Origin of the sequence: Dactylosporangium sp. NPDC049742, assembly GCF_040674675.1 — a bacterium.
Taxonomy (GTDB): Bacteria; Actinomycetota; Actinomycetes; order Mycobacteriales; family Micromonosporaceae; genus Dactylosporangium; species Dactylosporangium maewongense.
The window spans coordinates 1-18,330 of sequence record NZ_JBFANF010000017.1; the positions used below are offsets into that span (position 1 = coordinate 1).

20 protein-coding genes are annotated in these 18,330 nt (G+C 70.3%); 8 read left to right on the forward strand and 12 right to left on the reverse strand.

Features of this window, described 5'->3' with window-relative positions:
* The 7 genes from AB0J72_RS21955 to AB0J72_RS21985 form a co-directional block, all read right to left on the reverse strand.
* The coding region (locus AB0J72_RS21955) for a family 16 glycoside hydrolase (protein WP_363401445.1) at positions 1 to 835 on the reverse strand (835 nt) is incomplete at its 3' end.
* Between the two features lie 142 nt (positions 836 to 977).
* A complete protein-coding gene (locus AB0J72_RS21960; RefSeq protein WP_360571814.1) occupies positions 978 to 1,322 on the reverse strand; it encodes a cupin domain-containing protein in 345 nt (114 codons plus the stop codon).
* Positions 1,310 to 2,326 (reverse strand): Gfo/Idh/MocA family oxidoreductase, encoded by a 1,017-nt coding sequence (locus tag AB0J72_RS21965; protein ID WP_363401447.1) that lies wholly within the window; start codon positions 2,324 to 2,326, stop codon positions 1,310 to 1,312. The genes AB0J72_RS21960 and AB0J72_RS21965 overlap by 13 nt, the downstream gene beginning before the upstream one ends.
* The gene (locus AB0J72_RS21970; RefSeq protein WP_363401449.1) at positions 2,323 to 3,627 is read right to left on the reverse strand and encodes a mannitol dehydrogenase family protein; all 1,305 of its coding nucleotides are present in this window, start codon (positions 3,625 to 3,627) and stop codon (positions 2,323 to 2,325) included. Before AB0J72_RS21970 ends, AB0J72_RS21965 begins: the two co-directional genes overlap by 4 nt.
* On the reverse strand, positions 3,615 to 4,907 hold the full coding sequence (locus tag AB0J72_RS21975; protein ID WP_363401451.1) for an enolase C-terminal domain-like protein: 1,293 nt from the start codon (positions 4,905 to 4,907) through the stop codon (positions 3,615 to 3,617). The genes AB0J72_RS21970 and AB0J72_RS21975 overlap by 13 nt, the downstream gene beginning before the upstream one ends.
* Positions 4,904 to 6,340: a glucuronate isomerase gene (gene uxaC / locus AB0J72_RS21980; RefSeq protein WP_363401453.1), complete on the reverse strand. Its 1,437-nt coding sequence runs from the start codon at positions 6,338 to 6,340 to the stop codon at positions 4,904 to 4,906. Before uxaC ends, AB0J72_RS21975 begins: the two co-directional genes overlap by 4 nt.
* The gene (locus AB0J72_RS21985; RefSeq protein WP_363401455.1) at positions 6,333 to 7,538 is read right to left on the reverse strand and encodes a Gfo/Idh/MocA family oxidoreductase; all 1,206 of its coding nucleotides are present in this window, start codon (positions 7,536 to 7,538) and stop codon (positions 6,333 to 6,335) included. The genes uxaC and AB0J72_RS21985 overlap by 8 nt, the downstream gene beginning before the upstream one ends.
* Before the next feature lie 146 nt (positions 7,539 to 7,684).
* On the opposite strand from AB0J72_RS21985, the gene AB0J72_RS21990 reads away from it, so the two are divergent.
* Genes AB0J72_RS21990 through AB0J72_RS22010 form a run of 5 tightly spaced genes read left to right on the forward strand, consistent with a single transcriptional unit; the run spans position 7,685 to position 12,429 of the window.
* Complete coding sequence (locus AB0J72_RS21990) at positions 7,685 to 8,665, forward strand: LacI family DNA-binding transcriptional regulator (protein WP_360571802.1); 981 nt, start codon at positions 7,685 to 7,687, stop codon at positions 8,663 to 8,665.
* 24 nt (positions 8,666 to 8,689) lie between these two features.
* Positions 8,690 to 9,985, forward strand: coding sequence for an extracellular solute-binding protein (locus AB0J72_RS21995; protein WP_363401457.1), 1,296 nt, complete (start codon positions 8,690 to 8,692; stop codon positions 9,983 to 9,985).
* A gap of 37 nt (positions 9,986 to 10,022) precedes the next feature.
* Positions 10,023 to 10,955, forward strand: coding sequence for a sugar ABC transporter permease (locus tag AB0J72_RS22000; protein WP_344504809.1), 933 nt, complete (start codon positions 10,023 to 10,025; stop codon positions 10,953 to 10,955).
* On the forward strand, positions 10,952 to 11,782 hold the full coding sequence (locus tag AB0J72_RS22005) for a carbohydrate ABC transporter permease (protein WP_344504632.1): 831 nt from the start codon (positions 10,952 to 10,954) through the stop codon (positions 11,780 to 11,782). Before AB0J72_RS22000 ends, AB0J72_RS22005 begins: the two co-directional genes overlap by 4 nt.
* Before the next feature lie 5 nt (positions 11,783 to 11,787).
* Complete coding sequence (locus tag AB0J72_RS22010) at positions 11,788 to 12,429, forward strand: hypothetical protein (protein WP_363401459.1); 642 nt, start codon at positions 11,788 to 11,790, stop codon at positions 12,427 to 12,429.
* Between the two features lie 148 nt (positions 12,430 to 12,577).
* On the opposite strand, the gene AB0J72_RS22015 is transcribed toward AB0J72_RS22010, so the two are convergent.
* The 5 genes from AB0J72_RS22015 to AB0J72_RS22035 all read right to left on the reverse strand — a co-directional run bounded on the left by AB0J72_RS22015 (position 12,578) and on the right by AB0J72_RS22035 (position 15,994).
* Positions 12,578 to 13,156, reverse strand: coding sequence for a TerD family protein (locus tag AB0J72_RS22015; protein WP_344504630.1), 579 nt, complete (start codon positions 13,154 to 13,156; stop codon positions 12,578 to 12,580).
* Positions 13,157 to 13,190: 34 nt separating this feature from the next.
* Complete coding sequence (locus tag AB0J72_RS22020) at positions 13,191 to 13,826, reverse strand: hypothetical protein (protein WP_363401461.1); 636 nt, start codon at positions 13,824 to 13,826, stop codon at positions 13,191 to 13,193.
* A gap of 49 nt (positions 13,827 to 13,875) precedes the next feature.
* A complete protein-coding gene (locus AB0J72_RS22025) occupies positions 13,876 to 15,036 on the reverse strand; it encodes a DUF475 domain-containing protein (protein WP_363401463.1) in 1,161 nt (386 codons plus the stop codon).
* A 50-nt stretch (positions 15,037 to 15,086) separates the two neighbouring features.
* Entirely contained in the window at positions 15,087 to 15,671 is a 585-nt protein-coding gene (locus AB0J72_RS22030; protein ID WP_360571793.1) for a TerD family protein, read from the reverse strand.
* Positions 15,672 to 15,859: 188 nt separating this feature from the next.
* Entirely contained in the window at positions 15,860 to 15,994 is a 135-nt protein-coding gene (locus tag AB0J72_RS22035; RefSeq protein ID WP_344504626.1) for a hypothetical protein, read from the reverse strand.
* Here AB0J72_RS22035 and AB0J72_RS22040 point away from each other — a divergent pair.
* The 3 genes from AB0J72_RS22040 to AB0J72_RS22050 are packed head-to-tail and all read left to right on the forward strand — an operon-like array spanning position 15,993 to position 18,316.
* Positions 15,993 to 16,571 (forward strand): TerD family protein, encoded by a 579-nt coding sequence (locus AB0J72_RS22040; protein ID WP_344504625.1) that lies wholly within the window; start codon positions 15,993 to 15,995, stop codon positions 16,569 to 16,571. The two genes, AB0J72_RS22035 and AB0J72_RS22040, sit on opposite strands and share 2 nt — an antisense overlap.
* Before the next feature lie 37 nt (positions 16,572 to 16,608).
* Complete coding sequence (locus AB0J72_RS22045) at positions 16,609 to 17,811, forward strand: toxic anion resistance protein (RefSeq protein ID WP_363401466.1); 1,203 nt, start codon at positions 16,609 to 16,611, stop codon at positions 17,809 to 17,811.
* A gap of 7 nt (positions 17,812 to 17,818) precedes the next feature.
* Entirely contained in the window at positions 17,819 to 18,316 is a 498-nt protein-coding gene (locus tag AB0J72_RS22050; RefSeq protein ID WP_363401468.1) for a hypothetical protein, read from the forward strand.
* The last annotated feature ends 14 nt before the right edge of the window (positions 18,317 to 18,330 follow it).

Here is an 18,330-nt window from a genome sequence, read left to right on the forward strand (position 1 = left end):
TGGCCAGCTCGAACATCGGGTCCTGGCTCTCGCTCTGCCCACCGTCGCCGATGCAGCAGTACCGCTTCATCCCGCCGTCGAGCGTGCCCGACACCGAGATGGTGCCGCTGACGCTCGCGTCGCCGGTTTTCGTCGGCCAGCCGCTGGTGGGCGGCGGCGACGACGACGTCGGCGGGGTGTCGGAGACCGTCGGAACGGGGGTGGTGGGTCCGGGTCCGGCGGCGTCGGTCACCGTCACGTCGTCGAAGGACGCCGACGCGTAGCCGGTCTGCACACCGATCCGGCCGGTTGCCGCCACCGAGCTGGTGCCGGTGCCGACGGTGGCGCCGTCGACCTTGCCGGTGATGCTGCTGCCGGAGACGGTGATGCCGAGGGTGTACCAGCTACCGGTGCTGACCGTGCGGCTGGCGGAGCCGAGGACCGTGACCGAGCCGCTGTTGACGGCCTGCAGCTGCACCGAGTTGCCGGGCAGGAGCGCCAGCCGGTAGAAGGTCGTCGAGCCCTTCGCGCGGGCGAGCAGCCCGACGAACCCGTTCGACGGCAGGGACTGCGGCTTCACCCGGGCGGTGACCGTGTAGTTGGTCCACGACGCGCTGCCGGCGAAGTTGCGGGCGTTCTCGCTGCCCGCGTTGCTCTGCTGCATCGCGCCGTCGACGACGGACCAGGTGCCGCCGGACTTCGACCAGTCGTTGGTGTTCCCGTCGGCGAACGTGTCGCTGAACAGTGTCGCGGCGAACGCGACCTGGGTGCTGATCGCGGCGACGGCGGTGAAGGCGGCGACACCGGCGGCCAGGATCGGCCACCGGCGGCGCCGGTGCTTGCGGGGTGGTTCCATGCGATGCCTCCGGAAGGAGATCGGTGGGGGCGTCGCGTGCACGGGGTGTACGGCTCTGTGGGCGGACTGGGCGGGTCAGCCGATGCGCGCTGTACGGAACGGCTCAGGAAAGCGCATTCCTAGTAGCAACGTAGACCGGCACCTATGCCTGGTCAAGCTTCCCGAGGTGCATCCACGTGAAAACCAGGGGGACGTCGCCGTCGCTGACGAGGTGGTGGTCCTCGCCGGGCGGGATGATGAGCAGGTCACCGGCGCGGAACGTGTCCGCCCGCGCGCCGTCGATCTCGACGTGGCCGCTGCCCTGCACGATGGTGAAGATCTCGGGGACGTCGTGGGTGTGCCGGTCGGACTCGGCGTGGGTGCGGTGGCCGGCATCGTCGTAGCGGCTGATGCCGCCGCGGATGACGGGCCCCCAGCCGGCGCCGATCGCGGCGAGGGTGGCGGGGGTCCCGCCGTCGGGCAGGTCGGCGACGGTCAGCTTGCGCATGGCAGGTCTCCTACTTCACTGAGCAGCGCGTGCCGCGCGGCGGCGGCGCGCACGAGGTCGGCGATGCCGGGGAGGGCGACGCCGTCGTCGTGGGCCACGCCGGTGAGCGGCACGGGGTCGGGTGCGGCCATGATCTGTTCGGCGAGGGTCGTGAAGGGCAGGGTCCGCGACAGCGGCGCCAGCAAGGGGTCGCCGGAGAGCAGGTTCTCCAGCAGCGACACCCTGCCCGGCAGGACGACGCCGTCGAGGCGGTCCTCCGGGTACACCACGTGGGCGGCGCCCCGGGTGCCGGTGACGGTGATGTCGCCGGCGATGAACTCGGTCGAGGCGAGGGTGACCGCGACCGTGACGACAGGCCCTTCCGCGGGGGTGAGCCGCAGCGCGGCGGTGTCCTCCACCTCGATGTCCCTGCTGCGGAAGCGTTCCAGCTCCAGGGTCCACGGTGGACGGACGCCGCCGATGGCGAGGGCCTGCATGAGCGCGTGCGCGAACGGGTTCACGAGGGCCCCGTCGACGGCGCGCCGGCCGGACCACGGTGCCCGCGTCCAGTACGACAGCGGCCGCCACCACGCGCCGGCGACCGCGATGTGCGTCAGCTCGCCGAGGTCCAGCGCCGCGAGCGCGGGCAGGGTCGGCGAGCCGAGCGCCTGGAAGCCGACCTGGCAGCGCCGCCCGGTCGCGGCGAGCGCCGCGGACAGCCGCTCGTGCGCGGCGACGTCGAGGACCGGCGGCTTCTCCAGCAGCAGGTCCGCGCCGGCGTGCACGGCGTCCAGCGCGATCCCCAGGTGGGTGTGCGGCGGGGTGCAGATGACGACGTAGTCCGGCTTGTGCTCGGCGAGGAGCAGCCGGTGGTCGTCGTACACGGGAAGCTCCTCGCCGAACATCGGCTGGACCTCGCCGAGGGCGACGAGGCGGACCCGGTCGCCGAGCGCCGCGATGTTCTGCCGGTGCCGCCGCCCGTGGCCGGACGCCCCGATGAGCGCGATCGTCGGGGTGGCGCTCACAGCGCCGCCAGGGTGGCCGCGGCGCCGTGCCGCTCCAGGTCCCGCAGCCATCGGTCGATCTCGGCGCGCAGCGGCGCGTCGTCGGCGAGCCCCGGGGACAGCATGGTGAGCCGCTGTTCCGTGGACGCGCCCCGCAGCCGGTCGGCCAGGGGGTCGTTGAGGGGCAGCTCGGTGCCGTCGTCGGCGCGGCCGCCCACGAACCGGATCCAGGCGGCGAGGACGAGCGCGGCGTACACCGGCACCTCCCCCGCGGCGCGCCGGTCGGCGACGGTGCCGAGCAGGCGTTGCGGGAGCTTCTGGCTGCCGTCCCCGGCGACCTGCAGCGTGCGGTACCGCAGCGCGCTGTTCGCGAAGCGGGCGAGGACCTGCTGCCCGTACTCGTGAACGGGCAGCGACAGCGTCGGCGCGATGTCGGACTCGATGAACGCCTCCATCGCCGCGCGGTAGCCGGGCAGCGCGAGGGCGGCGTCGATGGTCTGCGCGCCGGCAAGGACGCCCAGGTATGCCAGGGCGGAGTGCACGCTGTTGAGCGCCCGGAGCTTGCGCAGCTCGTAGGGTGCGGTGTCGGTGGTGAGGGTGACGCCGGCGAGCTCCAGCGCGGGCCGCCCGCCCGGGAAGTCGTCCTGCACGACCCATTCCCGGAAGGGTTCGGCGGCGATGGCGGCCTCGTCCCTGGCGCCGATGAGGGACTCCACCGTCGCCAGGGTCTCCGGTGTACTGGCCGGCACGATGCGGTCGACCATGGTGCCCGGGAAGCTCAGCAACGCCATGACGTCCGGGTCCTGCAGCGCGTCGCCGACGAGGCCGCGCAGCAGCTCGCCGTTGCCGTTGAGGTTGTCGCAGCTGACCAGCGCGAGCGGAGTCTCGCGCAGCCGCAGGCCCCGCACCAGCAGGTCGAGCACGGCGGAGCCGGGCGCGTATGCCTTCTCGGTGACGGTGAACGTGACGATCTTGATCGCCGGGTCGGCGATGCGGCCGAGGACGGCACCCGGCTCGGACCCGGCGTGCAGCACGTTGTCGAACGCGCCGACGACCCGGGCGCTCGCATCCGGCCCGTCGACGGTGAGCACGCTGTACAGCATGTCCTGCGCGCGCAGCGCCTCCAGGACGTTCCGGGAGCTGGGCGCGACGCCGACGATCCCCCAGTCGCCGCCGCCCTTGGCGATCGCGTCCTCGATGTACACGGCCTGGTGCGCCCGGTGGAACGCGCCGAGCCCGAAGTGGAGGATGCCGGCGCCCACGTCGCCGGGCCGCACGAGCGGCTCGACCTTCAGGGGCGTCGAGAGGCTCAGGCGCGCCATGCCGGGCCGTCCGGGAAGGAGAACTCGGCGATCGACTCGGGGCGCAGCTCGACGCTGTACCCGGGGTTGACCGGCAGCCGGTAGCGGCCGTCGACCACGGTGACCGGATCGGTGAAGTGCTCGTGCAGGTGGTCGACGTACTCCACCATCCGGCCCTCCATGCTGCCGGTGATCCGCAGGTAGTCGAAGAACGCGAGGTGCTGCACGTATTCGCACAGTCCGACGCCGCCGGCGTGCGGGCAGACCGGCACGCCGAACTTCGCCGCCATGAGCAGCTCGGCGAGGACCTCGCCGACGCCGGCGACCCGGCACGCGTCGATCTGCATGACGCGGATCGCGTCGGCCTGCAGCAGCTGCTTGAAGATGACCCGGTTGGCGGCGACCTCGCCGGTCGCGACGCGGCACCGGCCGCCGGTGATCCCGTCGAGGGCCCGCTGGATGCGGGCGTGGCCGAGGACGTCGTCGGCGTGGGTCGGCTCCTCCATCCAGTACGGGTCGACCTCGGCGAGCCGGCCGAGGTTGGCGATCGCCTCGTCGACGTCCCACACCTGGTTGGCGTCGAGCATGAGCAGCGCGTCGGGGCCGATCTCGGACCGGATGATCCGGGCGCGGCGCACGTCGTCGTCGATGGCGCCGCCGACCTTCATCTTCACCGCGGTCCAGCCGTCGGCGACGGCCTGCCGGGTCAGCGCGCGGACCTTGTCGTCCGGGTAGCCGAGCCAGCCGACCGACGTCGTGTAGGAGGGCAGGCCGGCGGCGCGCGCGTGGGCGAGGCGCTCCTCGTACTCCGGCAGCCCCTTGTCGAGGATGGCGGCGGCCTCGTCGCGGGTGAGGGCGTCGGTGATGTGCTGGAAGTCCACGGCGGCGAGGAGGTCCGCGGTCGGCAGCTCGGCCAGCAGCTGCCACAGGGGCTTGCCGGCGAGCCGGGCCCGCAGGTCCCACACGGCGTTGAGGACGGCGCCGGCGGCGAGGGCGATGACGCCCTTCTCCGGGCCGAGCCAGCGCAGCTGCACGTCGGCGGTGAGGGTGCGGGACCCTTCGGCGGTGCACAGCTCCTCGACGGTGTGGCCGACGACGTGGTGCTCGAGGGCCTCGACGGCGGCGCAGGTGATCTCGTTGCCGCGGCCGTTGGTGAACGTGAGGCCGGTGCCGGTGACGCCTTCGGCGGTGGTGAGCTCGACGTAGGTGGCGGAGTAGTCGCCCCGGTTGATCGCGTCGGACCCGTCGCCCGCCGCGGCGGTGGGGAACCTGACGTCGTGGACGGTCAACCCGGTGATCATTGTGCTCCTTCAGCGACACGGGCGCCGACGGTGCGCGCGTAGACGCGCTTCGGCAGGTGGTAGGCGAGGTCGGCGATGGTCTCGGCGGCCTCGTCCAGGGGCAGGCGGTGCTCGGCGACGAGCCGGGCGAGGAACCCGGCGTCGACGCGGCGGGCGACGTCGTGCCGGACGGGGATGGAGCAGAACGCGCGGGTGTCGTCGACGAACCCGGCGGTGTTGGCGAAGCCGGCCGTCTCGGTGACCGTCTCCCGGAAGCGGCGCAGCCCCTCGGGGCTGTCCAGGAACCACCAGGGCGCGCCGAGGAACACCGCGGGGTAGCCGCCGGCGAGCGGCGCCAGCTCCCGGGTGAACGTGGTCTCGTCGAGCGTGTAGAGCACGACGCGGAAGCGCGGGTCGGTGCCGAACGCGTCGAGCAGCGGCTTCAGCGAGCGCACGTACTCCGTCGGCGAGGGGATGTCGCCGCCGACGTCGCGGCCGTGCCGGGCGAAGAGCGCGGTGTTGTGGTTGCGGGCCGCGCCCGGGTGCAGCTGCATGACCAGGCCGTCCTCGACCGACATGCGGGCGAACTCGACCAGCATGTGCGCGCGGAAGCGCTCGGCGTCGCGGCTGTCGGCCTTGCCGGTGAGTGCCTTGTTGAACAGCGCGGCGGCGTGCGCGGCCGGCAGCGCGAGGGTCGCCGCGGTCGGGTGGCCGTGGTCGCTGGAGGTGGCGCCGGCCGCGATGAACGCCTGCCGCCGCTCCCGCAGCCGCTCCAGGAACTGCGGGAACGTGGTCACGCCGAGCTGCTCGATCCGGCCGGCCCAGCCGGGCCACTCGAAGTCGACGACGTCGTCGGGGCGGAACGTGGTGATGACCCGCCCGCCCTGCCCGCCCCAGCCGTCGGCCTCGAGCTTGGCGTGCGCGGTGAGGTCCGACAGCGGCGACTCGGTGGTGGCGAGGACCTCGAGGTTGAACCGCTCGAACAGCGCCCGCGGCCGGAACGCGGGGTCGGCGAGGCGCTCGGACAGCAGGTCGTAGACGAGGTCGGCGGTGTCGACGCGCAGCGGCACGGTGACGCCGAAGACGTCGCAGAGGACCCGTTCGGTCCACAGCCGCGACGGGGTGCCGCGGAACAGGTGCCAGTTGGCGGCGAGGAGCCGCCAGATGGTGCGCCCGTCGGTCTGGGTGGGGCTGCCGTCGACGGTCGGCACGCCGAGCTCGTGCGGGGCGATGCCCTGGCTGGCGAGCATCCGGGTCACGTAGTGGTCGGGCACGACGATGAGCCTGGCCGGGTCGGGGAACGGCCGGTCGTCGGCGATGATCGCCGGGTCGACGTGGCCGTGCGGGCTGATGAGCGGGAGGTCCTTCGCGTGCCGGTACAGCTCCCGCGCGATCGACCGGAGGCCGGGCTCGGCGGGCAGCAGCTGGTCGTCGTGCAGCAGCGTCTTAGTCATTGCGAATCCTGACGGGCAGTCCGAGGGCGATGGACTCGTTGGCGGCCAGGCCGATGCGCAGCGCGCGGGCGCCGTCCTCGGCCTCGGCGGCGGCGACGCCGCTCGGTGGGCCCGCACCGAGCAGGTCGGCGAGCATGCGGGCGTCGCCGCCGCCGTGGCCCTCCCGCTCGTAAGGGATCGGGATCTCGCGCGGCTCGCTCCAATGTGGATGGACGCGCAGCGTGGCCCGGCCCGGCTCGGCGCCCTTGATGAGCCCGGTGGCCCCGGCCGCGACGTGGTCGCTCTCGACCACCTCCAGCTCGAGGCGGCCCTTGCTGCCGTTGAACATCACCCGGTAGCCCTCCCAGGGGGCGTAGGCGGTCAGGTGATAGGTCATCGTGGCGCCGCGCGCGTAGCGGACGAGGACGGCGAGGTCGTCCTCGATGGTGACGCCCGGCGCGAAGACGTCCTGGTCGCGCTGGTACCCGTCGCTGGTGCCGGTGTAGAGCTCGTCGCGGCGCGGGTCGCTGCCGAGCGCGAACCGGTCCCGGGGCGCCACGGCGCCGGCGCCGGCCTCGCCGTAGAAGAACAGCCGGCCCTGCGCGTAGACCTCGGCGGGCTCGTCGTCGAGCCACCAGTTGACCAGGTCGAAGTGGTGCCCGGACTTGTGCACGAGCAGACCGCCGGAGTTGGCCTTGTCGCGGTGCCAGCGGCGGAAGTAGTCGGCGCCGTGCCGCACGTCGAGCAGCCACTCGAAGTGCACGGATCCGACCTCGCCGATCTCGCCCGACGCGATCAGTCGCTTGAAAGTTTCATGGAGTGGGTTGTACCGGTAGTTGAAGGTCACCCGGACGCGGCGGCCCGTTCGCCGCACCGCGTCGAGGATTCTGGCGCAGCGCTGCGCGTCGACCGTCATCGGCTTCTCGGTGAGCACGTCGCAGCCGGACTCGAGAGCGGCCACGATGTACTCGTCGTGGACCCGGTCCACGGTGGTGACGATCGCGACGTCGACATTCTCCTCGTGCAGCATGCGGCGGAACTCGGTGGCTGGGTAGGTGGGGACCGGCGCCGGCAGCCGCGCGTTGTGCACGGCGAGGCGGTGCGGCTCCGGATCGGCGAGCGCGACGAGCGCGCAGGTGTCGCGATGCGGCCCGGTGAGTGCGCGCGTGAACATCTCAGCGCGCGATCCGGTGCCGACGATCGCGTAGCGGGTGTGCATCGGTTGTCGCTCCCTGGAACTGCTGCAGGCGACTGCAAAGGGTTGCAGCGATACTGTGCTCCACCGCCACACGTCGGGTCAATACCCCTGGATTTTCTGCATTCACAGGCGTTGACATGGCAGCAACCGTTTGCATTAATGACTCCGTGCCCGCCACTATTCGAGATGTAGCCCGCGCCTCCGGCGTCCATGTCTCCACCGTGTCGCGCACGTTCTCAGCACCGCATCTGGTCAACCCCGACACCCGGAGCAGGGTGCTGTCCACCGCGGAGAGCCTCGGCTACCGGCCCAACCGTGCGGCCCGCGCGCTCATCACCGGGCGGACGCACAACATCGGCCTGATCGTCGCCGACATCGCCAACCCGTTCTTCCCACCACTGATCAAGGCGGCGGAGTCGCAGGCCCGGCAGCGGGACTACCACCTCTTCGTCGCCGACACCAACGAGGACCCGGTCATGGAGGAGCAGCTCGTCCAGGCCCTCGCCAAGCAGGTCGACGGCGTGCTGCTGTGCAGCCCGCGCATGAGCAACGACCTGATCGAGAAGCTGCGCCGCGAGGTGCCGCTGGTCGTGGTGAACCGGGCCGTCGAGGGGCTCCCCGCGGTGGTGATGGACGTGTCGAACGGCGCGAAGGCCGCGATCGAGCACCTCGTCGGTCTCGGCCACACCGACCTCGCCCTGCTCGGCGGGCCGCGTGGCTCATGGACCAACCGGGAGATCCGGCGCTCTGCGACGGCCGCGGCGAAGGCCGCCGGGGCCAACCTGAACGTGCTCGGACCGCACCAACCGACCGAGGCCGCCGGCGCCGCCGCGTGCGACGCCGTGCTGGCCACCGGAGCGACCGCCGTGCTGGCCTACAACGACCTCATGGCGATCGGACTGCTCGAAGCCCTCCACGACCGGGGCGTCAGCGTCCCGGGTGAGCTCAGCGTCGTCGGCATCGACGACATCTCGCTCAGCCGTCTGATCCGCCCCAAGCTGACCACGGTCTCCACCCCGACCGCGGCCGCCGGGCGGGCGGCCGTCGACATGCTCCTGCAGCACGACGACGAACGCCGCACGAACGCGCTGGTGACGCTCCAGACGGAGCTCATCGTGCGCGACTCGACCGGGCCCAACCCACATTGATCCCCTGCCAGGGAGTGACACGCCATGTCCGGAACACCCCGCCGTAGACTTCTGGCAACCGCCGTCGCAGCAGTGTTGCTCGCTCCGCTCGCCGCCTGCGGCGACGACGGCGGCGAGGCACCAGCGGTCGACTCGACCAAGCCCGTCGAGCTGAGCATCTTCTGGTGGGGCGGCGACGCCCGTGCCAAGCTCACCGAAGAGGCGCTCGCGCTCTACACGAAGAAGCACCCCAACGTCACGTTCAAGAAGACGTGGCAGGCCAACCAGGGGTACTTCGACAAGCTCGCCACCCTCACCGCGGGCAACGACGCACCCGACATCTTCCAGATCGACGACAACTTCCTCACCGAGTACGCGTCGCGCAACGTCACGCTGGACCTGACGTCGTACCAGAAGTCGAACAAGCTCGACACGTCGAAGTTCCCCGAGAGCCTGTGGAAGTACGGCGTCGTGGACGGCAAGCTCGCCGGCGTCGCGTTCGGCGAGAACACGCAGGGCCTGGTGTTCAACAAGACCAAGCTCGCCGCGGCGAACCAGCCGCTGCCGACCACGGGCATGACGTGGGAGGCGTTCGTCGACTGGGCCGCGACGGCGACCACGGCCACGAAGGTCCCCGGCACGCAGGACCCGAGCGCGGACTACAAGGCGTTCTGGATCTGGCTGCGCCAGCAGAACAAGGACCTGTACAAGGACAAGGAGCTCGGCTTCACGGCGCAGGACGTGACCGCCTGGTTCGACCTGTGGAAGGGCGCCCGGGACCGCAAGGCCACCCCGACCGCCGACGTGATCCGCGAGGGCAACGCCACAGACATCACCAAGCAACTCGTCGTGACCGGGAAAGCGCTTACCTCGTGGGTCTGGGTGAACCAGCTGCCCGAGCTGCAGAAGAACACGAAGGACGAGCTCGGCGTCGTGGCGTACCCGGGCGACCCCAAGGCACAGTGGGCCCGCGCGGCGCTCTACTTCTCCGTCTACCGGGGCAGTGACAAGAAGGACGTGGCGGTCGACGTCATCAACTTCCTCGCCAACGACCCGGAGGTCGGCAAGGTCCTCGGCACCGACCGCGGCCTGCCGCCGAACCTCGACATCCGCGCCTCGGTGCTGGGCACCGTCACCGACGCGGCGATGAAGACCTCCATCGAGGTGGAGAACACGCTCGGCAAGACGTTCGGGCCCTCGCCGCAGGTCCCGCTGAAGGGGCACAGCACGCTGCGCTCCGAGCTGATCAAGGCCGCCGAGTCGGTGCAGGCCGGCAAGGCCACCCCCGCGCAGGCCGCCGAGGCCTTCATCACGGCCGCGAAGTCCGCAATCTCGAAGTGAGGCTCTTCCAGTGGCGCTGACCACCGCGCCGGCACCTTTGCACCGAGCGGCGAAGGGGCCCCGCATCGAACCGCGGGGCCCCCGTCGTGAAGGGCTCGCCGGCTATCTCTTCCTGACACCGTGGCTCGTCGGGCTGGCCACCATCACGGCCATCCCGATGCTGATGTCGCTGGTGCTGAGCTTCACCGACTACGACATCCTGTCGGACTGGTCCGAGCTCAACTGGGTCGGGTTCGACAACTACCAGCGGATGTTCACCGAGGATCCGACGTTCTGGCACGCCGTGCAGGTCACGGTGCTGTTCGCGGTCATCGCGACACCGCTGAAGCTCGGCGCCGCGCTCGGCGTCGCGCTGCTGCTCAACAAGGCGGTCCGCGGCGTCGGGCTGTACCGCAGCCTGTTCTACCTGCCGTCGCTGCTCGGCGGCAGCGTCGCCCTCGCGATCGTCTGGGTCTCGATGTTCAGCCGGGACGGCTCGTTCAACGAGCTGCTGTCCGTGTTCGGCATCGCCGGCCCCGGCTGGGTCAACGACCCCGACTACGCGCTCGGCACGCTGATCCTGCTGGCGATCTGGCAGTTCGGCGCGCCGATGGTCATCTTCCTGGCCGGCCTGAAGCAGGTCCCGGTGGAGCTGTACGAGGCGGCGTCGGTCGACGGCGCGGGCGCGTTCCGCAAGTTCCGGTCGATCACGCTGCCGATCCTGTCGCCGGTCATCTTCTTCAACCTCGTGCTGGAGACGATCCACGGCTTCCAGGGCTTCACGTCCGCGTTCGTCATCAGCGGCGGCACCGGTGGGCCCGTCGACTCGACCCTGATGTACACGCTCTACCTGTACATCAAGGGCTTCACCGACTACGAGATGGGCTACGCCTCCGCGCTCGCGTGGGTGTTCCTGCTCGCCGTCGGCCTGCTCACCGTCGTGCTGTTCAGCACGGGCCGGTTCTGGGTGCACTACGGGGATGAGCGATGAAGTCGATCCTGCGTACGGTGGTGATCCTCGCGCTGCTCGGGGTCATCCTCTACCCGCTGTTCTGGGTGCTCGGCAGCTCGCTCAAGAGCCAGCCGGAGATGCTGAGCAACGCCGGGGTCATCCCGGAGTCGTTCACCCCCGGCAACTACCCGAAGGGCTGGTCGCACCTCGACACCAGCTTCGGCCGGTTCTTCCTCAACAGCACGATCGTGTCGCTGCTGGTGGTGGTCGGCAACGCGCTGTCCTGCCTGCTCGCCGCCTTCGCCTTCGCCCGGCTGCGCTTCCGCGGGCGGGCCACCTGGTTCGCGGTCATGGTCGGCACGCTGCTGCTGCCCGGCCACGTGCTGATCGTCCCGCAGTTCATCGTGTTCCGGCAGCTCGACCTGGTCGGCGGCGAGTTCCCGTACCTGCCGCTGATCCTGCCGCACTTCCTGGCCACCGAGGCGTTCTTCGTCTTCCTGATGGTCCAGTTCATGCGCGGCATCCCCCGCGAGCTCGACGAGGCCGCGAAGATCGACGGCTGCACCACGTTCGGGGTGTTCCGCAACGTGATCCTGCCGCTGAGCCGCCCGGCCCTCGTGACCACGGCGATCTTCTCGTTCATCTGGACCTGGAACGACTTCTTCCGCCAGCTGGTGTACGTGTCGGACCTGCCGAAGTACACGGTGCCGGTCGCGCTGCGGCTCTTCATCGACTCGCAGGGCCAGTCGGAGATCGGGCCGATGTTCGCGATGTCGGTCCTGTCGCTGCTGCCGGTCTTCCTGTTCTTCCTCGCCTTCCAGAAGATGCTCGTCGAGGGCATCAACACCTCCGGCCTGAAGGGGTGAGCGCCGTGGCGCGTCGCGGGTTCACGGAGACGGTCACGGTGGCGGCCGACCTCGCCCTGGTCGGCATCGCCGTCACGGTGTGCAGCCTGCCGGTGCTCACCGCCGGCGCGGCCGTGCACGCGGGCTCGGTCGCCGTGCGCGACGTCATCGAGGGCTCCGCCGTGCGGCCGTCGCGGCTGTGGCGGGTGTTCGTGCGCTCGCTGCTGCCCGGCGCCGTCTGCACGGTCGCGGCCGCCACCCTCGCGTGGCTCCTGCTGTTCAATCTCGGCGCCGTCGCCTCAGGCCGGGTCCCGGGCGGGTTGCCCGTGCTCGTGGCGACCGGCGCCGTCGCCGCCGCACTGCTCGCCGCCGGCGCTCTCGGCGTCGTGCACCTGGCCCACCACGGTTCGTGGTCAGGTGCGCTGCGTTGGGCGGCGGGCACCGTGTGGCGGCAACCGCTCACGGCGGCGATGGTGGCCGGGGTGTCATCCATCGCCGCCGTGATCGGCGCGATGATCCCCGTGACGGCCCCGCTGCTCGTCGGGTACCTGTTGTTCGCGGTGCACGTGATCGCCGCCCGCCGCCTTTCCGAGCCGGCCCCGGATTCCGAGCCGGCTCCGGATTCCGCGGCGGTGACGGTTTCCGGGCCGTCTCCGGTGCGGGGCTGAATCGCTTTCCCTATCGCATTTCCGCCGCCGCCCGTGTACGGATTCCGCCGTGCACGGGCGGCGCCGTTTCCGGGCTCCGGCGGGGTATCCAGAAAATGCACGACGCCCGCCCCGCGGTCTCGCGGGACGGGCGTCGTGACGGTTTCGATCAGAGGTGGCCGGCGACCGCGGGGAGCAGGTCGCGGAACGTGCGCCCCGAGGCCTGGGTGCCGAGGGCGGTCATCGTCCAGCCCTGCTGGTCGCGGGTGACCTTGGCCATGACCTGCGCGGTGTGCGGGCCCGAGCCGCTGAGGTCGAAGCGGGCCAGCTCGGCGCCGTTCGTCTCGTCGACCAGCCGGCAGTACGCGTTCTCGATCTGGGCGAAGCTCTGCCCGGTGAACGAGTTGACCACGAACACCAGCGTGCGGACGTTCAGCGACAGCGCGACCAGGTCGACGATGATGCTCTCGTCGTCGCCCTCGCCCGCGCCGGTGACGTTGTCGCCGGTGTGCTGGACGGCGCCGTCGTTGCTGCGCAGCTGGCGGAACCACACCTGGTCGACGAGCTGGTTGGCGCTGTCGAACAGCAGGCAGGACGCGTCCAGGTCGATCGACTGGGTCTTCAACCCGCCGAACAGGCCCTTCTTCTTCATCGCGTCCCAGCCCAGGCCCATGCGGACCTTGGTGAGCGTGCCGCCGCCACCCTTCACGAGGGAGACGGACTGGCCCTTGCTCAGACTCACACCCATACGTATGCCTTCCCGATTGCTGTCGGCGAAGCTGTCATTTCCGTCCGGCCGCCCAGCGCATGCCCCAGCCGTAGGTCTCGTCGAGCAGGCGCTGGCCGCCGCGGACGTAGCGGACCTCACGGCGCACCGACACGTCGGCGCCGTTGCCCTCGATCATGGCGATCGCGCACATCATGGCGGCCGGGTCCGGCTCGTCGAGGTGGATCTCCAGCTGGGGGCCGGCGACCGGGAACAAGGTCACCACGGCCTGGGCCGCGGCCCAGTTGGGGGTGCCCTCGTAGATGAACGCGAACACCAGGATGCGGCGGATGTTCGCCGCATACCGCAGGTCGACGAAGAGGTTCTCCCCGCCGGTGCTGGTGCCGCTCCGGTCGTCGCCGTCGAGGCGGCAGATCGGGTCGCGGCCCAGGGTGTGCACGTCACGCAGCGAGTCGCCGAGGGCCTGGACCACGCCCTTGGAGCCGTCGCTGTACTCGTAGAGGCAGCCGAGGTCGAGGTCGACGCCCTTCGGCTTGCGGCTGAACAGCCCGCCCTTGGCGGCGGGCTGCGCCCAGTTGAGGTTGACCCGGAGGATGCCCGCTGCCCCGCCCTGCTTGGCAAGCGAGACAGCCGGCGCGGCCTTGGTCAGCGTGACCTTGGACAGCGAGACCGGGTTGTTCGGATTCGTCACGGCGTTGCCTGCCTTCCCGGACGGGGTACGCGGGTTTGAGTTGCGGGGGTTACGAACGGCCGGCGAGGCTCTCGGTCCGCTCCTCGGCCGCCTCGGCGGCGCTGTTGCGCCGGTTGAGGACCACCGAGGACAGGAACGCGGCGAGGATGAAGCCGACACCGATCAGGCCGGTGACGACCTCGGGCACCTCGAACTTGATCCCGACCAGCAGGATCGCGGCGAGGGCACCGATCGCCCAGTGCGCGCCGTGCTCGAGGAACACGTACTCGCTCAGGGTGCCCTTGCGGACCAGGTAGACCGTCAGCGACCGGATGTACATCGCACCGACGCCGAGGCCGGCGGCGATGACGAAGATGTTCTGGCTGATGGCGAAGGCGCCGATGACACCGTCGAACGAGAACGACGCGTCGAGCACCTCGAGGTAGAGGAACAGGAAGAACGCGGCCTTGCCGGCCACCTGCACGACGGCGTTCGGGCCGCCGGACTTACCCTTGTCGATGTCGCCGGCGTCGCCGTGGATCCCGGCGGCGGACTTCTCGTCCTCGTCCTCTTCCTCGTCGTCACCGAGGCCACCGGCGTTCTCGAAGAGCTCACCGAGGCTGTTGACGAGGATGTACACCGCGATGCCGAGCACACCGGAGACCATGACGGTGCCGACGTCCTTGGCGAGGGTCTCCGCCGCGATGACGAGGACGGCCAGGGAGATGACCACGGACAGCTGGTCGAGCTTGCCGATCTTCGCGAGCGGCTTCTCCAGCCAGGTCAGCCAGGTGTGCTCGCGGGTCTCGAAGATGAAGTCGAGGAAGAGCACGAGCAGGAACATGCCGCCGAAGGCGGCGATGCTCGGGTGCGCCTCGTGCAGCAGCGCGGCATAGGTGCCGGGCTCGTCGACCGACCCGCCCTCGAGGGCGAGCCGGACGACGTCGACCGGGTTGAGCTGGGCGGTGATGCCGACCAGCAGCAGCGGGAAGACCAGGCGCATGCCGAACACGGCGATGAGCACACCCACGGTGAGGAACAGCCGTTGCCACCAGGCGTTCATCCGCCCGAGCACGGTCGCGTTGACCACGGCGTTGTCGAACGACACCGAGATCTCCAGCACGCACAGGATTGCGACGATCAGGAACGCGGAGGGCCCGCCGAGGAAGAAGGCGGCTATGAGTGTCGCCACGGTGACCGCCAGCGACCAGCCGAATGTCTTCAGGAACATCTGTCACACCGTTTCGGGCTCATCAGGGAAGTTGCGGTGCGCCGACCTTACTATCCGACGTTGACGCCGAAGTCCCCGGCGATGCCCCGCAGGCCGGATGCGTATCCCTGACCGACGGCGCGGAACTTCCATTCGGCGCCATTCCGGTACAATTCGCCGAACACCATGGCGGTCTCGGTGGAAGCGTCCTCGCTGAGATCGTACCGCGCGAGCTCGACGCCGTCGGCGCTGTTGAACACGCGGATGAAGGCGTTGCGGACCTGGCCGAAGGACTGCGAGCGGGTGTCGGCGTCGTAGATGGACACCGGGAAGACGATCTTGTCGACATCGGCGGGCAGGCCGGCCAGGTTGACCTTGATCTGCTCGTCGTCGCCGCTGCCCTCACCGGTCAGGCTGTCGCCGGTGTGCTGGATGTGACCGTCCGGGGTGGCGAGGTTGCCGTAGAAGACGAAGTGCTTGTCGGAGTAGACCCGGCCCTCGGCGTTCGTGGCGATCGCGGAGGCGTCGAGGTCGAACTCGGTGCCGGTCGTCGTGCGGACATCCCAACCGAGGCCGACGGTCACCGCCGTCAGACCGGCGGGACCCGCCTGCTTGGTCAGTGAGACGTTGCCACCTTTGGTCAGGCTGATGCCCATACCGATCTCCCAGTCATTCAGTGTTGACTACAGGTTTGCCTGCGGTTCCCCCGGCGTCAGGCGGCGCCAGGGGCTGCTCATGATGTTGCCCGCCCGACAGTATCGTCCGCCCGCCAGCAAGGGCCGGCGTTCACCGTTCCTACGGGCGCGTCCGCTTGAAGGGTTGGGGTAGGCTCCGGCTTGTTCGATCAATGTTCGACAGTAGCCGGAAGCGCGTTAGCTTTGAAGGCGGCTCCGGTGTCGTCGATCAGCCGGATGAATATATCCGACAGGCCGATCGGACATGGTTGACGACCATAACGAGAGCGCGAGGAGAGTTCCATGTCCGTCACCCTCACCAAGGGCGGCAATGTCTCGCTCACCAAGCAGGCGCCGAATCTCCGCGCGGTGATGATCGGCCTCGGCTGGGACGAGCGGGCCACCACCGGCGCCGAGTTCGACCTGGATGCCAGCGCCCTGATGCTCGGTGAGAACGGCAAGATCCTGTCCGACCAGCACTTCGTCTTCTTCAACAACCTGAAGAGCCCCGAGGGTTCGGTCGAGCACACCGGCGACAACCTCACCGGCGGTGGCGACGGCGACGACGAGAAGATCCTCGTGGACCTCGCGGCGGTGCCCGCCCAGTGCCACAAGATCGTGTTCCCGGTCTCCATCTACGAGGCCCCGCAGCGCGGCCAGTCGTTCGGCCAGGTCCGCAACGCCTTCATCCGGGTGGTCAACCAGGACGGCGGCGCCGAGCTGACCCGCTACGACCTGACCGAGGACGCCTCCTCCGAGACCGCGATGATCTTCGGCGAGCTGTACCGGCACGGCGGCGAGTGGAAGTTCCGGGCCGTCGGCCAGGGGTATGCCTCGGGCCTCGCGGGGATCGCCCGCGACTTCGGCGTCAACGTCGGCTGAGCTGCTCCAACGCGAGTTGATGGGAAGGGTTCCTGCGATGTCCGAACTCGATCTCGGTGGCGCCCCGCAACAGGGCGCGCTGGTGCTGACGCCCCCCGCGCCCGTCGTGGTGGTGGAGCCGCAGCAGGCGGCCGGTGCCGTGCCCGTCCAGACGGAGAAGCAGCTCGAGCTTCGGCAGAAGGCGGCCGCCTTCGTCGAGGAGCTCGCCGCGATCGACACCAACTCGCCCGCCTTCCAGCAGAAGGTGGCCTCGATCACCTCGATGGGCGAGCAGGACATGCGCGCGGCGGCCGGGATGTCCAACCGCATGTTGGAGCGTCCCGCCGCCGCGATGGGCCGCGGCCGCGGCCGCGCCGCCACCGACGACGCCCAGGTCAGGGTCGCCAACACCCTCGTCGACCTGCGCACCACGATCACCGAGCTGGACCCCAACCGGGCCGACCTGACCGGGGTGCAGAAGGTCCTGAAGTGGCTGCCGGGTGGCGACAAGATCGACCGGTACTTCGCCAAGTACAAGTCGGCCCAGTCGCACCTCAACGCGATCATCGTCGCGCTGGAGTCCGGTCAGAACGACCTTCGCAAGGACAACGCGGCCATCGAGACCGAAAAGGTCAACATGTGGACCACGATGGGCCGCCTCGCGGAGTACAACGAGCTCGCCGCGGCCCTCGACGAGGCGATCGCGGCGAAGGTGTCGGCCCTGGAGTCCTCGGGTCAGACCGAGGCCGCGGCGACGCTGCGCTCCGACGCGCTGTTCCCGGTCCGGCAGCGCCGGCAGGACATCATGACCCAGATGGCGGTCAACGTGCAGGGCTACATGGCCCTCGACCTGGTCCGGCGCAACAACCTGGAGCTCATCCGGGGCGTCGACCGGGCGCAGACGACCACCGTCGCGGCGCTGCGCATCGCGGTGATCGTGTCGCAGGCCCTGGCCCGGCAGAAGCTCGTGCTGGACCAGATCACCCAGCTCAACACGGTGACCTCGAACCTCATCGAGGCGACGTCCCAGCAGCTCAAGACGCAGGGTGCGGCGATCAACCAGCAGGCCGCGTCGGCCACCATCGACATCAACAAGCTCCAGGCGGCGTTCGACAACGTCTTCGCCACCATGGACGCGGTCGACACCTTCCGCGCGCAGGCGGTCGACTCGATGGCGCAGACGGTCCACGCCCTGGAGGGCCAGATCGAGCGGGCCAAGCCGTATCTCGAGCGCACGCTGCGCGGCCAGCAGACCGGCTGAGCCCACCGTGCGCTGGCTACGTTGGTGGGGGGACGACGACGAGACGCCGCCCCCTGCCGCCGCCCCGACCGCGGACTCCTCCGGGGACCCGGTCGGCGACACCACCCAGATCCTCAAGCGGATCACCGACGCCGAGCACTTCGTCAACCAGCAGGCGGCCAGGCTGCCGGCGGCCGCCGTGGTGAGGTCGCGCTGGCTCACCGACACGCTCCGGGAGATCCTGGACACGTCGGCGACCCGGCCGCTCGACATCCACGCGGTGCTGCTGGTCCGCAACACCGTCGAGGACTTCCTGCCGACCACCCTTCGCAGCTACCTGACCCTGGAGGCGTCGATGCGCGACCGGCCCGCCCCGGTCCCCGAGCTGCTCGCGCAGCTCGACCTGCTGCAGGAGGCCACGTCCAACATCCTGGTCGCCGTGCGCGCCCAGGACCGCGACGCGCTCACCACCCAGGGCAACTTCCTGCGCACCAAGTTCTCCGGCTCCGACCTGGACCTGCCGTGAGCGGGCCGGAGCGC

Excerpts from the sequence above, each read along its gene's own strand:
- AB0J72_RS22030 (WP_360571793.1), bottom strand. The coding sequence starts at position 15,671 with ATGGGCATCAGCCTGACCAAAGGTGGCAACGTCTCACTGACCAAGCAG.
- AB0J72_RS22005 (WP_344504632.1), top strand. The coding sequence starts at position 10,952 with ATGAAGTCGATCCTGCGTACGGTGGTGATCCTCGCGCTGCTCGGGGTC.
- uxaC (WP_363401453.1), bottom strand. The coding sequence starts at position 6,340 with ATGACTAAGACGCTGCTGCACGACGACCAGCTGCTGCCCGCCGAGCCC.
- AB0J72_RS22015 (WP_344504630.1), bottom strand. The coding sequence starts at position 13,156 with ATGGGTGTGAGTCTGAGCAAGGGCCAGTCCGTCTCCCTCGTGAAGGGT.
- AB0J72_RS21985 (WP_363401455.1), bottom strand. The coding sequence starts at position 7,538 with ATGCACACCCGCTACGCGATCGTCGGCACCGGATCGCGCGCTGAGATG.
- AB0J72_RS22045 (WP_363401466.1), top strand. The coding sequence starts at position 16,609 with ATGTCCGAACTCGATCTCGGTGGCGCCCCGCAACAGGGCGCGCTGGTG.
- AB0J72_RS21970 (WP_363401449.1), bottom strand. The coding sequence starts at position 3,627 with ATGGCGCGCCTGAGCCTCTCGACGCCCCTGAAGGTCGAGCCGCTCGTG.
- AB0J72_RS22035 (WP_344504626.1), bottom strand. The coding sequence starts at position 15,994 with ATGGAACTCTCCTCGCGCTCTCGTTATGGTCGTCAACCATGTCCGATC.
- AB0J72_RS21975 (WP_363401451.1), bottom strand. The coding sequence starts at position 4,907 with ATGATCACCGGGTTGACCGTCCACGACGTCAGGTTCCCCACCGCCGCG.
- AB0J72_RS21995 (WP_363401457.1), top strand. The coding sequence starts at position 8,690 with ATGTCCGGAACACCCCGCCGTAGACTTCTGGCAACCGCCGTCGCAGCA.
- AB0J72_RS22040 (WP_344504625.1), top strand. The coding sequence starts at position 15,993 with ATGTCCGTCACCCTCACCAAGGGCGGCAATGTCTCGCTCACCAAGCAG.
- AB0J72_RS21960 (WP_360571814.1), bottom strand. The coding sequence starts at position 1,322 with ATGCGCAAGCTGACCGTCGCCGACCTGCCCGACGGCGGGACCCCCGCC.
- AB0J72_RS22025 (WP_363401463.1), bottom strand. The coding sequence starts at position 15,036 with ATGTTCCTGAAGACATTCGGCTGGTCGCTGGCGGTCACCGTGGCGACA.